The sequence below is a fragment of the Leifsonia naganoensis genome (genome assembly GCF_013410615.1).
In the GTDB taxonomy this organism is placed as follows: Bacteria; Actinomycetota; Actinomycetes; order Actinomycetales; family Microbacteriaceae; genus Leifsonia; species Leifsonia aquatica.
Window position 1 is genome coordinate 3,213,809 of record NZ_JACCHJ010000001.1, and the last position, 13,575, is coordinate 3,227,383.

Here is a 13,575-nt window from a genome sequence, read left to right on the forward strand (position 1 = left end):
CGTGTTGAGGAGACGCATCACTGTGCCCAAAATCCTGATCGTCGGCGGAGGCTACGCCGGTTTCTACACGGCGTGGAAGCTCGAGAAGCAGCTGCGCAAGGGTGAAGCCGAGGTCACCATGGTCGACCCGCTGCCCTACATGACGTACCAGCCCTTCCTCCCCGAGGTCGCGGCAGGCTCCATCGAGCCGCGTCACGCCGTGGTCGCGCACCGCCGTCACCTGAAGAGCACGAACGTCATCACCGCGAAGGTCACGTACATCGACCACGCGAAGAAGACCGCCACCATCCAGCCGCCCGTCGGCGAGGCGTACGAGTTCGCGTACGACGTCGTCGTGGTCACGGCCGGTGCCGTGTCGCGCACGTTCCCGATCCCGGGTGTCGCCGACCAGGCCGTCGGTCTCAAGACCATCGAAGAGGCCGTGTACATCCGCGACACGATGCTCACGAACTTCGACAAGGCCGCGAGCCTCCCGGCCGGCCCCGAGCGCGACCGCCTGCTCACCACCGTGGTGGTCGGCGGCGGCTTCGCCGGCATCGAGATCTTCGCCGAGCTGCGCTCGTTCGCCAGCGCACTGCTGAAGAAGTACCCGGAGCTGTCCTTCGAGGACACGCACTTCCACCTGATCGAGGCCATGGGCCGGATCATGCCGGAGGTCAGCCTCCCCACCAGCCACTGGGTCATCAAGAACCTCGCCGAGCGCGGCGCGGAGATCCACCTCGACACGCAGCTCACCAGCGCGGTCGACGGCGTCATCCAGCTCTCGACCGGCGAGTCGTTCGAGACCGACCTCATCGTCTGGACCGCCGGCGTCATGGCGAACCCGACCGTGGTGCGTCACACCGACCTCCCGATCGAGGAGCGCGGCCGTCTGCGCGTCCGTGCGGACCTGCGCGTCGGCACCGACGAGGAGATCATCAAGGACGCCTGGGGCGCCGGTGACGTCTCGGCCGTCCCCGACCTGACCGGTGCGGGCGTCGGCGGCTACTGCGTGCCGAACGCGCAGCACGCCGTCCGCCAGGGCAAGCTGCTCGCGAAGAACATCGTCGCGGACCTCCGCGGCGAGCTCCCGCGCCAGTACGTCCACAAGAGCCTGGGCGCCGTCGCCGGCCTCGGTCTCGGCATCGGCGTGCTCCAGTCCGGCAAGCTCGCGTTCAAGGGCGTCCTGGGCTGGCTCGCGCACCGTGGCTACCACGGTCTCGCCATGCCGAGCTGGGAGCGCAAGTGGCGCGTCATCTGGGGCTGGTGGAACAACTTCTGGCTCGGCCGCGACATCGTGTCGCTCGAGGCCGTGCAGACCCCGCGTGCGGTCTTCGAGGAGTTCGCCTCCCGCCCGAAGCCGGCCGTCGAGGCTCCTGCCGAGCCCGCGAAGGCTCCGGAGAAGAAGTCGTCTGCCAAGGAGCCGGCCGAGGTCGCCGCGAAGTAACGCGACCCGTCTCGTCTCGAAGGCCCGGTTCCCGCAGCTGCGGGAACCGGGCCTTCGGCGTTGGTTCCGTCAATCTTCGGGTTGCGCGCGTCCGCCGGTGAGGTCGCGGATCGCGTCGACGGCCTCGGCGCTCCGCGCCTCCGGCAGCAGGAGGGTGAGGCGCACCGATTCGCCGTACGCCACGTCGGGCACGGTGAAACCTTCACCGTCCGCCCAGCGCCGGATGCGTTCCGCGTCCGCGTAGTCGGCCGTCACGACGAGCGTGGTCTCCGGGATGCGTTCGATCACCTCGGCGTCGAGGAGCGCGGTGGCGATCGCGTCGGTGTAGGCGCGGACGAGTCCACCCGCCCCGAGCTTGACGCCGCCGAAGTACCGGACGACCGCGCCGAGCACGCCCTCGAGGTCGTGATGCCGCAGCACTTCGAGGATGGGGCGGCCCGCCGTGCCGCTCGGCTCACCGTCGTCCGACATCCCGGAGTGACCTCCCGCCAGCAGCGCCCAGCAGACGTGGTTGGCGCCGGGGTGCTCCGCCCGCAGGCGCGCGATCTGCTCGGTCGCCTCCTCCCGGCCCGACACCGGCAGGGCGACGGCGAGGAACCGGCTGCGGCGCACCTCCAGCTCCGCGTGGGCGCGAGCGGCGAGCGTGTGCGGCATCCCTCCACGGTACGGGATGGGGCCGGGCGTCAGTCCTCGGCGATGCCGCCGAGGAGGTCGGCTGCGCGGCGCAGCACGTCCCGCTCCTCGTCCGTGAGGGCGGCCAGGCGCTCGCGGAACCATCGGTGCCGCTCCTCGCGCGCGACCGCGGCCAGCGCGTGTCCCTGCTCGGTCAGCGCGAACAGCACGCGGCGGCCGTCCTCCGGGTCGGGCATGCGCACCGCGAGGCCGAGCGAGACGAGACGATTCACCGTCTGGCTCATGGAGGCCGGTGTGACGCGATCGTTCTCGCTCAGACCGCCGAGGGAGGTCGGGCCCGAGCGATGGAGGTGGCTGAGGGCGGACATCGCCGCGTCGCCGAGTTCGCCGTTCGCACGTTCGGTGCGGAATCGCCGGTAGATCCGGGCGACCGCCCGGGTGAGCTTCTCATCGAGATCCCGGAGAGCGTCGGTGCCGGTTGCGTCTGCCTGCATAAGTCTTTAGTATACCTAAAGAAGTAGTTAACACGTCTGAACGATTTCGGGAGTCCTCACGGCCACAACCGACCGCACCGCCGCCACCACCCAGCCTTTCGGGTGGCGCTTCACCGCGCCGCTCCTCCTCGGGGCCACCCTCAACCCGATCAACAGTTCGATGCTCGCCACCGGTCTGCTCGCCATCGGCCTCGACTTCCACCTCGGGCCGGGCAAGACCGCGAGCCTGATCTCGGTGCTGTACCTGTGCAGCGCGATCATGCAGCCCACGATGGGCAAGCTGTCGACCGTGTTCGGGCCGCGGCGGGTGTTCGTGTCGGGGATCGTGATCCTGCTGATCGCGGGCGTTGTCGGTGCGGCGGCTCCCAATTTCGGCTTCCTTCTCGTCTCGCGCGCGCTGATCGGGATCGGCAGTTCGGCCGCCTACCCGACGGCGATGGCCATGGTCCGGAGGCGGGCGGACGAGCACAAGGTGGGCGTGCCGTCCCGTGTGCTCGGCAACTTCTCCATCGCCGCGCAGATCACGGCGGTCGTCGGACTGCCCCTCGGCGGCATCCTCGCGGGCGCGTTCGGCTGGCGTGCCCTCTTCCTCGTGAACGTCCCGCTCGCGCTCATCGTGCTCACCTTCACCCTGCTCGGCGTCGAGAAGGATGCGCCGCGCGAGCGAGGGGGAGTGCAGTCGTTGCTCGTGTCGGTCGACCTGCCCGGCATCGGCCTCTTCGCCGCGACGATCGTCAGCCTCCTGCTCTTCCTCTCCAACCTCTCCGCGCCGATCTGGTGGCTGCTCCCGATCGTCGTCGTGTGCGCCGCCGCCCTGATCCTCTGGGAGCGCCGGGCGACCCGGCCGCTCATCGATGTGCGCATGCTCGGCAGCAACGGACCACTCCAGCGCACCTACCTGCGGCAGACCCTGTCGGCCCTCGTCAGCTACTCGACCCTGTACGGCGTGAGCCAGTGGATGGAGCAGTCGGCCGGGTACACGCCGACGCAGGTCGGTCTCATCCTGCTGCCGCTCTCGGGCATCAGCATCGTGCTCGCCCGCATCGTGTCGAACCGGGGCTGGGTGCGCAGCCCGCTCCTGCTCGGCGCCCTCGCCGTCGCCGCGGCCGCCACCCTCCTGCTGCTCATGGACGCGCACACGAGCGTCTGGTTGCTCCTGCTCATGGCCGCCCTGCTCGGCATCGCCAACGGCCTCACCGGCTTCGCCAACCAGGCCAGCCTGTACGTGCAGGCCCCCGCCGGCGAGATCGCCGTCGCGTCCGGCCTCTACCGCACCTTCGCCTACATCGGCGCGATCTTCTCCTCCAGCCTCATCGGCATCACCTTCGGCGAGGCCGCCACCGACGCCGGCCTCCACACCCTCGCCTGGGTCATGGCGGGCATCGGCATCGCCCTGCTGGTCATCACGGCCGTGGACCGGAGGATCCCGCGGGGGACGGCGGGGGAGCGGGTGTAGCCGGGGGCGCCTTGCGACCCAATCCCGGGCGCACGCAGGACGACGAAAAAGACCCGGCGCCAGAGGCGCCGGGTGGTATGTGTCATACACTATCACGACGCAACGGTGCTCACCATGGCGCAGGCTTGCGGATGCGAGGTGACACGACTGCCGGGAGCTGATGCTCCGTCAGATCGGACGCGTCGAGCCGATACCACCAGTGGTTCCCGGCCCCCTCGGCCGGATCGCCCGCCAGCCTGCCTGCGCGGACACCTTTGGTCGGATTGACCAGCCCGACCGCGACGTGCTGCCGCGCGACCTGGACGGGGTACGCCAGGTCACTGTCATTACTGATAACCACCGCAGCGTCGATGGCGTCGTGAGCACGTCGATCAGGAGGTGCGAGGCAACGTTGACATCGCTCCCCTTCTCCTCCCGTCGAGCGATCGATGCCATGAACGTCGCGCCGGGAACATCGCGGCCGGAGTCGTCCCGGATCATGATCGGCCAGTCGGGCTCGACCAGGGCAGGTCTGCCGTTCGAGCCCTTGCGCGCCAAGGGTGCCGTTGCCACCCGTGCGACGTAGGTGCCATAGCTGATTCGTGTCGCCGAGTTCGAGCGGGTCAGGGCACGCAGGTAGACATCCTGCTCTCGTTGACCTTCCGGATTGCCGGTACCGCTGATGCGCGCCGTACAGTACGTCACGTTCTCGATCTCGACGTCACCCCACGTCGAGCGCTCCGCGATGACGTCGGCCACCATCGCTCGCAGGTCCAGCCATCGCCAGCCGGGGGTGGAACGCCCGCAGATACCTCGCGCGCCGTAGTACAGGTTGTACCCATCGATGTAGACGCCGATCCGCATGCGTAGAGCGTAGGAGTCGCCTCGTCTCCTCGGCGTCCGGTACGAAGGGTTGTTGATCGCGCGGGTTTTCCCCACCCCGGCGCTGGATCTCAACCTCATCCACCGCACAAGTACCCCCAGTGGGACTCGAACCCACACTGAGGCGATTTTAAGTCGCCTGCCTCTGCCAATTGGGCTATGGGGGCCCGGCGACCATCGTAGCGAGCGCCGCGGACGCGGCGGAGCGACGGGAGAAGGTGCGGGTTACTTGCCGCGGTAGGGCGACTTGACCATCTGCACGATCGCCGCGAGTGCGGTCACGCCGCCGACGAGGACGACGAGTGAGATGATTCCGATGAGAACGCCTGCCATGACGTCAACGGTACACCCGCGCGGGCCTTGCCAGTCGCACGCCGACGGGGGAGGGTGGGCCCATGATCCGGATCGGCTCGGTGGTGTGGGGTGTGCGGGATGTGCAGCGCGGGATCGCCTTCTGGACGGCGGTGCTCGGCTACGAACCGGTGTACGAACCGGACACGGATTGGGCGCTGCTCGCGCCGGTCGCGGGGCACGGTCCCCGGCTGGCGTTGAAGGAGGTCGGGACCGAGACGAACCGGTCGCCGCACCACCACCTGGACCTGTACGCGGACGATCAGCAGGCGGAGGTCGCGCGGCTGATCGGCCTGGGCGCCTCCGAGGTCGAGTGGGACTACGAAGACGGCGCCGACTACGTCGTGCTCGCAGACCCGGACGGCAACCGGTTCTGCGTGGTCGCCGCCGGTCCCGCCGCCCGCGAACCGGCCTGACCGACCGCCTTGACCGCCCGCCCGGGGCGACACTCCCGGGCATGCGCCGGGCGTTGTGAGAGGTCCTTCAGGCCGTCCATAGCTCACACTCACGTGGGCATCGCACACTGTCTGCAGGCACCCTTTCTGGTGAGGTGTCCTCCCCCGGCCGAGGCTTGCGATCCCCCGATTTCCCGCCTCGGCCGGGTTCTCTGTCTCCGGCGCCGGCGGGCGCGATCCGGATAGGCTCGTCGGGTGACTTCCGAGCGGTGCCCGTGCCTGAGCGGCCAGACGTACGACGAGTGCTGCGGGCCCCTCCACCGTGGGGAGCCCGCGCCGACGGCGGAGCGACTGATGCGTTCCCGGTTCAGCGCGTTCGCGCTCGGAGACGCACCGTACCTGCTGCGCAGCTGGCACCCCTCCACCCGGCCGGACGAGCTCGACCTCGACGACGGCCTCCGCTGGTACCGGCTCGACATCGAGCGGACGGAACGCGGGGGGCCGTTCGACCGGGAGGGCGTCGTCGAGTTCCGCGCCTACTACCGCGGCGCCGAGCGCGGCGAACTGCACGAGACCTCCCGCTTCGTGAAGGACGGCCGCGACTGGTTCTACGTGGAGGCGCTCTAGCGTGGCCGCGACGGGTGCCGAGACCGGCGGCGAGACGGCCCGGCTGGTCGCCTGGAGCGACGAGCTGCGGAGCGTGCACACCCGGCTCCGCAACGCGTTGCGCGTCGTGCAGGACGCCCTCGCGGCGGGCGAGCCCGCGCAGGCCGCGAGCCGGGACCTCCTCCTGTTCTGCCACGGCTTCTGCACGGCGCTCACCGGGCATCACGAAGGCGAGGACCGCGACCTGTTCCCGGCGATCGCCGCCGCCCGTCCGGAGCTCCGCGACACTCTCGCGCAGCTGACCCGCGACCACACGATGATCGCCCAGCTCATCGGCGACCTGGAGTCCGCTGTGGCGTCGGCAGCCGCACCGGAGGAGCTGGAGCGGCACGTCACGGGCATCGCGGCGATCATGGAGAACCACTTCCGCTACGAGGAGCGTCAGCTGCTCACCGTGCTGGAGACGCTGGCGCTCGACGCCGACCCGGCGAGTGTGCTCGGGCCGCTGTGATTCCGGCTCCTATCGCGCGGGCTCCACGTACCGCTCCCAGAGCCACGCCGACACGCTGAGCACGGCGAACGCCAGGGCGACGACCGTCGCGGCGACCAGCCCGCTCCCGGTCTGCACGAGCGAGGCGACGGGCAGGAGCAGCGCGAAGAGCAGGGTGTAGACGACGAGGCTCAGCCCCGTCCACATCAGACGGCTCCACTGGAAGACCGCGCGGCCGGCCAGGCCGCCCAGCGGCAGGAGAGCGATGGCGCTGGACCCGAGCCCGACCATGGCGAGCGCGTTGGCGCACTCCACGACGAACGCGGACACCGCGCCCGACGGCGGCGGCAGCACACCCGTCAGCAGCCAGGCGAGCACACCGAGGGCAGCGGTGGCGGAGATCTGCACCGCGGCGATGCGCCCGCGGGAGACCCGTCCGAGCTCTGGCGCGATCGTCACGCCCAGGACCAGGCCGAACAGCAGGGCCGGCTCGAGGCCGAACAGGCGCGAACCGATCGCGGCGACGGCCACGATCACCAGCATCCCGGGCCGCACCGCCACCGGTGGAACGGCGAGACGGAGCTGTCGGGCGAGGCCGCGCGCCGAGATCACCCACACGGCGTTCACCACCACGATCGCGATCACGACGGCGATCAGCAGCCGGATGTATGCGGCCGGATCCTTGACCGATGTCGACAGGGTGACGAGAGCAGCGGCCAGCACGCCGGTGAGCGGAGCCAGCCAGACGGGCTGACGCGCGGATCCTGCGTCGCCGGCCCCGTCGCCGGAGCTGCGCCCGAGCAACGCGTCGGCCTCGCCCAGCTCGCCGCGCGCCCGATTGCGGCCGAAGATCGAGGAGCGTTCGCGCGGTACGTCGTCGACGACCGCACGTGCGGCCCGGCTGCGGGCGATCGTCGCGGCGAGCAGGCGGGCGGGCAGTACCAGCAGCACCAGGGCCGCCAGCGCCAGCAGCACGGAGCGCAGCCAGCCGGGGAAGGCCGCGGCCGAGACGACCGGCGCGGAGGCCGTGCTGAAGGGAGTCCCGATCCAGCTCTCCGCACCGGGAGGCTGCCCGCCCGCGGCAGGCGGAACGGGGGCCGTCGTTCCGGGAGGCGCGGACGGGGTCGGCGTCGGCGTCGGCGTGGGTGTCGGCTTCGGCTTGCGCGTCGCGGGAGGCGCTGCGGGAGCGCCGGCCCGTGCGACGCTCACCGCGACGGAGTTGCTGCCCGCGCTGATGTTGCCCGCCGCGTCGCGCTGGAGCGCGGTGATCAGGAAGCCGCCCTCCGGCAGCGTCCCGGTGCACGACCACGTGCTGCCCGACACGGGGGAGGTGCAGGCGACACTGGTTCCCGCCGAGGTGTTGGCGTAGACCGTGACCGTCCCGCCGTCTTCACCGGCGCCGCCGAACGTCATCGCCTCGCCGGGGTTCACCGTGGCGCCGGGGGAGGGCGACGTGATTGTCGGAGCGGGCGGCGCAGAAGTGTCGACCACGATGGTCACCGGTGCACTGGCGGCGCTGCGCGAGCCCGAGAACGGCGCGACCTGAGTCGCGGTCACGGTGTGGCGGCCGTCGGGCAGCGAACCGGTCAGCACGCATCCCCAGGCTCCGCTGGAGTCGGCGGGGAACTGGCAGGTCGCACCGGTGTCGGCGGTGACCGTGACGCGGGCGCCGGGATACGCGGTTCCACGCACTCCACCGCCGGACGGGGTGCCGTCCGAGGCGAGGACCGGCGGGGAGAGGACGTCGACGCGCGTGGTGTCCGCCTGCCCGGTCGCGGCGGACTCGGCGCGGATGGTGACGTTCGGGCCGTCCGGGAGGGCGCGGAGGTCGCAGGAGAAGCGGCCGGAGCCATCGACGGTCGCGTCGCAGCGGTTCGCGGCGGACCCGGCACCGCCGGCGGAGACGGCGATGGTGTCCCCGGGTTCCCCGCTTCCGCGGACGGTCAGCGGGAAGCGGGTGACGAGGCTGTCGCCCGGGTCGTCGAGGGCGACGGGCGACGGAGGCGGGGTGGGGGTGCCCGAGGAGGGCACCGTCGCGGAGGGCCGATCGGGGGTCGGCGCGCCGTCCGGAGCGGCGGTCGCGGGGAGGGCCGTGCCCAGCACTCCCGTCGCGACGAGGAGGAGTGCGGCGATCACGCCGGAGGCGAGCGCACGACGGCGCTGTCCAGTCGCCCCCCGCGACCGGACTGGAGGAGAAGTATCAGAGAAGTACACCCGCATTCCACCCCATTCCAGGGGGCCGCGCCCTGGTGTGTCAAACCACCGGGCCGGATTTGGGGCATACTGACATCTGGGTCAACCGTCCCACTTTCTCGCGCACCGTCGCACGAGGCATCCCGAGGAGACTCCGATGACGCGCATCCCGCCCGCCGCTCGTCGTACCGCCCTCGTTCAGGCTGCCCTCCGTGTGGTCGCCCGGGACGGCGTTGCCGCCGCCACCACGCGCCGCATCGTCGCCGAGGCCGGGATGCCGCTGGCGAGCTTTCACTACGTCTTCTCCTCCCGCGACGAGCTGATCGCCGAACTGGTCGAGCTCGCGGTCGCGGGGGAGCAGTCCGACCTGGAGCCGGCGTTCGACCCGCCTCCCGCCGACCTGCGCGACGCGATCCGCAGCGGGCTGGAGCACTACTTCGAGGGCGTCCGGGCCGACCCCGATCGCGAGAAGGCGATGTTCGAGCTCACCCAGTGGGCGCTGCGCGATCCGGGCTTCGCGCCGCTCGCCGCGCGCCAGTACGAGCGGTACTACGAGGTCGCCGAACGGGCGGCCGCCGACGCCGCGACGCTGACCGGGACCACCTGGTCGCTTCCGACGGCCGACGTCGCCCGCCTGCTCGTCACCCTGACCGACGGCCTCACCGTCGCCTGGCTCGCCACCCGCGACGACCGCGCCGCGGCCGCCACCATCGACTTCGCCGCGGGGGCGCTCGCCGCCCTGGCGACGACCGCACCACCTGCACCACCCGCACCGCCCGCACCACCCGCGTCACCCTCCGCATCCCTCTTCCCGAACGCAGGTGCCCGATGACCGACACATCCACCCCGGCGGTCTTCGCCGAACCCACGCGCCGCATCCCGGGCCGTTGGATCGCCTTCTTCGCCATCGCCTGGCTGGGGGTGTGGATGGCGCAGCTCGCGCCCATCCAGAAGCTGCTGCCCGATCAGGTGCAGACCCAGCTGCACACCACCTACTGGGTCGACAACGTCGTCGTCTTCGGCATCATCTCGGGCATCTCGGGGGTCTGTGCGATCATCGCCTACCCGCTGACCGGCGCCCTCTCCGACCGCACGACCAGCCGGTTCGGCAGGAGGCGGCCCTGGATCGCCGGCGGCGCGCTGCTCTTCGCCGTCTCGCTCCTCCTGCTCGGCCTGCAGACCTCGATCGTCGGCATCGGCGTCTTCTGGTCCCTCGCCCTCACCGGGTTCTGCGTCCTGACGGCCGCGCTCACCGCGACGATCAGCGACCAGGTGCCCGTCGCGCAGCGCGGATACGTGTCGGGCTGGATCAGTGCCCCGCAGGCCATCGGCATCATCCTCGGCGTCTCGCTCGTCACCTACGTGTTCGTCGGCGCGGTCGTCGGCTACGCGGCGATGGCGGTGCTCCTGCTCGTCCTGGTGCTGCCCTTCCTCTTCCTGCCCGACGCTGTGCTCCCGAAGCAGCTGCGTCAGCCCATGACGGCGCGCAGCCTCATCGAGGGGCTCTGGATCAGCCCGCGCGAGCACCCGGACTTCGGCTGGACCCTGCTCAGCCGCATCCTGGTCAACTTCGGCAACGCGTTCGGCACCTCGCTGCTGCTGTACTTCCTCGAGTTCGGGCTCAAGGATCCGGACGCCGACGACGACCTCCTCATCCTGATCCTCATCTACATGGTGTTCGTCATCATCGCGTCGCTCGTCTTCGGGCGGCTCTCGGACAAGCTGGGGCGCCGCAAGGCGTTCGTCTTCCTGTCGTCGGCGATCCAGGGCGTCGCCGCCCTGCTGCTGGCGTTCGTCCCCGAGCTGACCGCGGCGATGATCGCGGCCGGCCTCCTCGGGCTCGGCTACGGCTGCTTCCTGTCGGTCGACCAGGCCCTCGCCACCCAGGTGCTCCCCGACCCGGAGAGCCGCGGCAAAGACCTCGGCATCATGAACATCGCCACCGCCGTCCCCCAGGCGATGGCGCCGCTGATCGGCGCCGGCATCGTCGCCGCGCTCGGCGGGTTCATGGGCCTCTTCATCCTGTCCGGATTGTTCGCGTTCGCGGGTGCTCTCGCGGTCGCCCGAGTGAAAGCGGTGCGCTGATGGATCTGACCACCCCGCCCACCCCCGCCCAACGCACCTGGACCACGCCCGACGTGTTCTGGCCGTCCCTGTCGGCCGCGACGACCCGGCTGGACCCGGCGCTCGCCGTGCTGCACCTCCCGGCGCTGCGCCACAACACGCACGACATGCTGCGCCGTGCGGGCGGAAAGCCCATCCGCGTCGCGTCCAAGTCGGTGCGCGTGCGCTCGGTGCTCGACGCGGTGCTCGCCCTGCCCGGCTATGCGGGCGTTCTGGCGTACACCCTCCCCGAGGCGCTCTGGCTGGCCGAAGGGGATGCCGAGCACCCGCCGATCGAGGATGTGGTCGTCGGCTACCCCACGGCGGACCGCGGCGCCATCGCCCGGCTCGCGCACTCGCCGGAGCTCGCCGCCCGGGTCACGCTGATGGTCGACTCCGTCGCGCACCTCGACTTCATCGACGCGGTCGTGCCGCCCGCCGAGCGCGAGCGCATCCGCCTCTGCCTCGAGCTCGACTCCTCGTGGGACGCTCCGGTCCTCGGCCACATCGGCGTCTTCCGGTCGCCGCTGCACACCGTCGAGCAGGTGCGCGCGGTCGCCGAGCAGATCGTGCGCCGCCCGGGCTTCGAGCTGGTCGGCATGATGGGCTACGAGGCGCAGATCGCCGGCCAGGGCGACAACCCGACCGGTCGTCCCGCCTGGGGTGCAACACTGCGCTGGGTGCAGAAGAACTCGCAGGACGAACTGCTCGCCCGGCGCGGGGAGGCGGTCGCGGCTGTGCGCGCGCTCGCCGACCTGGAGTTCGTCAACGGCGGCGGGACCGGCTCGCTGGAGTTCACCGGCCGGGATGACTCGGTCACCGAGATCGCGGCCGGAAGCGGCCTGTTCGGCGGTCACCTGTTCGACACCTACCGCGGATTCCGTCCCGCTCCGGCGGCCTCCTTCGCCCTGTCCGTCGTGCGGCGCCCGAGCCCGGACATCGCGACGCTCCTCGGCGGCGGGTGGATCGCGTCCGGGCCTCCCGGCACCGATCGGATGCCGAAGGTCGTCTGGCCGACCGGCCTGTCGATGGTCGACCGCGAGATGGCCGGCGAGGTGCAGACACCGTTGACCGGCGCCGCCGCCAGTGTGATGCGCATCGGCGACCGCGTCTGGCTGCGTCACACCAAGTCCGGCGAGCTGAGCGAGCACGTCGACGTCTTCCACCTCGTCGACGTCGTCGACGGCCGCGCGACGGTCGTCGGCGAGACCCCGAGCTACCGCGGCGAGGGCAAGGTGTTCCTGTGACGGCGGTCGACGGCCGCACCGGCGTCTGGCGCAACTGGGGTCGCAGCGAGTCCATCCGCCCTCAGCGCATCGAGCGGCCGGCCACCCCGGACGCGGTGCAGCGCGCCGTCGCCGCAGCCGCGAAGCAGGGGATGCGCGTCAAGGCGATCGGGGCCGGGCACAGCTTCACCGCCATCTCGGCCGCCCCCGGGGTGCTCCTCGACCTGGAGTCGCTCACCGGCGTCCTGGATGTCGACCTCGAGCGCGGCCGTGTCACGTTCGCGGCCGGGACCCACCTGCACCAGCTCCCGGCCCTGCTGCGCCCGCACGGCCTCGCCCTGCAGAACATGGGCGACATCGACCGCCAGACCATTGCGGGTGCGACCTCCACCGGCACGCACGGCACAGGCGGGTCGTTCGGCGGCCTCGCCACCCAGATCGTCGCGCTCACCCTCGTGACCGGCGAGGGGGAGGTGCTGCGGATCAGCGAGACCGAGAACGCCGAGCTGCTCCCGGCCGCGCGGCTCGGGCTCGGCGCGCTCGGGGTCATCCTCGACATCACCCTCCAGTGCGTGCCCGCCTTCCTGCTCCAGGCCGTCGAACGGCCGGAGCCCTTGCAGGACGCGCTCGACGGCTACCTGCACCGGTCGGCCGGTGAGGACCACTTCGAGTTCTACTGGTTCCCGCACACCGAGACGGCGCTCACCAAGACCAACACCCGGCTGCCGCTCACCGAGAAGCGCGCCCCGCTCTCACCGGTCGGGCGGTGGATGGACGACGAGTTCCTCGCCAACGGCCTCTACCGCGGCGTGTGCGCGGTCGGCACCGTGGTCCCGGCGATCGTGCCGCCGTTCAGCCGGCTCGCGCAGAAGCTCACCGGCAACCGCGACTTCACCGATCACTCGCCACGGGTCTACGTCACGAATCGGACGGTGCGTTTCCGCGAGATGGAGTACGCGATCCCGCGCGAGGCGGTTCCGGAGGCGCTCGACGAGGTGAAGGCCCTCATCGAGAAGCGCGGGTGGCGCATCTCGTTCCCGATCGAGGTGCGCTCGGCCGCCGCTGACGAGAACTGGCTCTCGACCGCGTACGGCCGAGAGACCGGCTACATCGCCGTGCACCGCTACTACCGGGAGGACCCGAGCGCGTACTTCCACGCGGTCGAGCAGATCATGATGGCGCACGGAGGCCGCCCGCACTGGGGCAAGATGCACTACCGTGACGCGGACTCGCTGCGCACCGTGTACCCGCGGTTCGACGACTTCCTCGCCGTGCGCGACCGCCTGGACCCGCAGCGCCGCTTCGAGAACACCTACCTGCGGCGCGTGCTGGGGGAGTAGG

The 13,575-nt window shown here is 71.1% G+C and carries 13 protein-coding genes and 1 tRNA gene; 9 read left to right on the plus strand and 5 right to left on the minus strand.

The window, feature by feature from the left end; genetic code table 11:
- Positions 1 to 22 precede the first annotated feature (22 nt).
- Entirely contained in the window at positions 23 to 1,426 is a 1,404-nt protein-coding gene (locus HNR14_RS15455) for an FAD-dependent oxidoreductase (protein WP_179701744.1), read from the plus strand.
- A 69-nt stretch (positions 1,427 to 1,495) separates the two neighbouring features.
- Here HNR14_RS15455 and HNR14_RS15460 read toward each other — a convergent pair whose 3' ends face one another.
- Together HNR14_RS15460 and HNR14_RS15465 are read right to left on the minus strand one after the other, a co-directional pair.
- Positions 1,496 to 2,080, minus strand: a complete 585-nt coding sequence (locus HNR14_RS15460) for an IMPACT family protein (protein WP_179701745.1) — start codon at positions 2,078 to 2,080, stop codon at positions 1,496 to 1,498.
- Between the two features lie 29 nt (positions 2,081 to 2,109).
- Positions 2,110 to 2,553, minus strand: coding sequence for a MarR family winged helix-turn-helix transcriptional regulator (locus tag HNR14_RS15465; protein WP_179701746.1), 444 nt, complete (start codon positions 2,551 to 2,553; stop codon positions 2,110 to 2,112).
- 43 nt (positions 2,554 to 2,596) lie between these two features.
- On the opposite strand from HNR14_RS15465, the gene HNR14_RS15470 reads away from it, so the two are divergent.
- Positions 2,597 to 4,009 carry an MFS transporter gene (locus HNR14_RS15470; RefSeq protein WP_179702695.1) on the plus strand — a complete coding sequence of 471 codons (1,413 nt, stop codon included), beginning with the start codon at positions 2,597 to 2,599 and terminating at the stop codon, positions 4,007 to 4,009.
- A 168-nt stretch (positions 4,010 to 4,177) separates the two neighbouring features.
- Here HNR14_RS15470 and HNR14_RS21215 read toward each other — a convergent pair whose 3' ends face one another.
- Positions 4,178 to 4,852 (minus strand): PIN domain-containing protein, encoded by a 675-nt coding sequence (locus tag HNR14_RS21215; RefSeq protein ID WP_281371296.1) that lies wholly within the window; start codon positions 4,850 to 4,852, stop codon positions 4,178 to 4,180.
- Between the two features lie 111 nt (positions 4,853 to 4,963).
- Positions 4,964 to 5,037 (minus strand) — tRNA-Leu (locus HNR14_RS15480).
- Between the two features lie 228 nt (positions 5,038 to 5,265).
- On the opposite strand from HNR14_RS15480, the gene HNR14_RS15485 reads away from it, so the two are divergent.
- The 3 genes from HNR14_RS15485 (at position 5,266) to HNR14_RS15495 (ending at position 6,733) form a co-directional block, all read left to right on the plus strand.
- On the plus strand, positions 5,266 to 5,637 hold the full coding sequence (locus tag HNR14_RS15485; RefSeq protein WP_179701747.1) for a VOC family protein: 372 nt from the start codon (positions 5,266 to 5,268) through the stop codon (positions 5,635 to 5,637).
- Between the two features lie 234 nt (positions 5,638 to 5,871).
- Positions 5,872 to 6,243: a YchJ family metal-binding protein gene (locus HNR14_RS15490; RefSeq protein ID WP_179701748.1), complete on the plus strand. Its 372-nt coding sequence runs from the start codon at positions 5,872 to 5,874 to the stop codon at positions 6,241 to 6,243.
- A gap of 1 nt (position 6,244) precedes the next feature.
- The gene (locus tag HNR14_RS15495; RefSeq protein WP_179701749.1) at positions 6,245 to 6,733 is read left to right on the plus strand and encodes a hemerythrin domain-containing protein; all 489 of its coding nucleotides are present in this window, start codon (positions 6,245 to 6,247) and stop codon (positions 6,731 to 6,733) included.
- Positions 6,734 to 6,742: 9 nt separating this feature from the next.
- On the opposite strand, the gene HNR14_RS15500 is transcribed toward HNR14_RS15495, so the two are convergent.
- Positions 6,743 to 8,848 carry a hypothetical protein gene (locus HNR14_RS15500; protein ID WP_179701750.1) on the minus strand — a complete coding sequence of 702 codons (2,106 nt, stop codon included), beginning with the start codon at positions 8,846 to 8,848 and terminating at the stop codon, positions 6,743 to 6,745.
- Positions 8,849 to 9,062: 214 nt separating this feature from the next.
- Here HNR14_RS15500 and HNR14_RS15505 point away from each other — a divergent pair, with 214 nt between their 5' ends.
- The 4 genes from HNR14_RS15505 to HNR14_RS15520 are packed head-to-tail and all read left to right on the plus strand — an operon-like array spanning position 9,063 to position 13,574.
- Positions 9,063 to 9,737, plus strand: coding sequence for a TetR/AcrR family transcriptional regulator (locus HNR14_RS15505; RefSeq protein WP_179701751.1), 675 nt, complete (start codon positions 9,063 to 9,065; stop codon positions 9,735 to 9,737).
- Complete coding sequence (locus HNR14_RS15510; RefSeq protein ID WP_179701752.1) at positions 9,734 to 10,990, plus strand: MFS transporter; 1,257 nt, start codon at positions 9,734 to 9,736, stop codon at positions 10,988 to 10,990. Before HNR14_RS15505 ends, HNR14_RS15510 begins: the two co-directional genes overlap by 4 nt.
- Positions 10,990 to 12,255: an amino acid deaminase/aldolase gene (locus HNR14_RS15515; RefSeq protein ID WP_179701753.1), complete on the plus strand. Its 1,266-nt coding sequence runs from the start codon at positions 10,990 to 10,992 to the stop codon at positions 12,253 to 12,255. The genes HNR14_RS15510 and HNR14_RS15515 overlap by 1 nt, the downstream gene beginning before the upstream one ends.
- The gene (locus tag HNR14_RS15520; RefSeq protein WP_179701754.1) at positions 12,252 to 13,574 is read left to right on the plus strand and encodes a D-arabinono-1,4-lactone oxidase; all 1,323 of its coding nucleotides are present in this window, start codon (positions 12,252 to 12,254) and stop codon (positions 13,572 to 13,574) included. Before HNR14_RS15515 ends, HNR14_RS15520 begins: the two co-directional genes overlap by 4 nt.
- Position 13,575 lies beyond the last annotated feature (1 nt).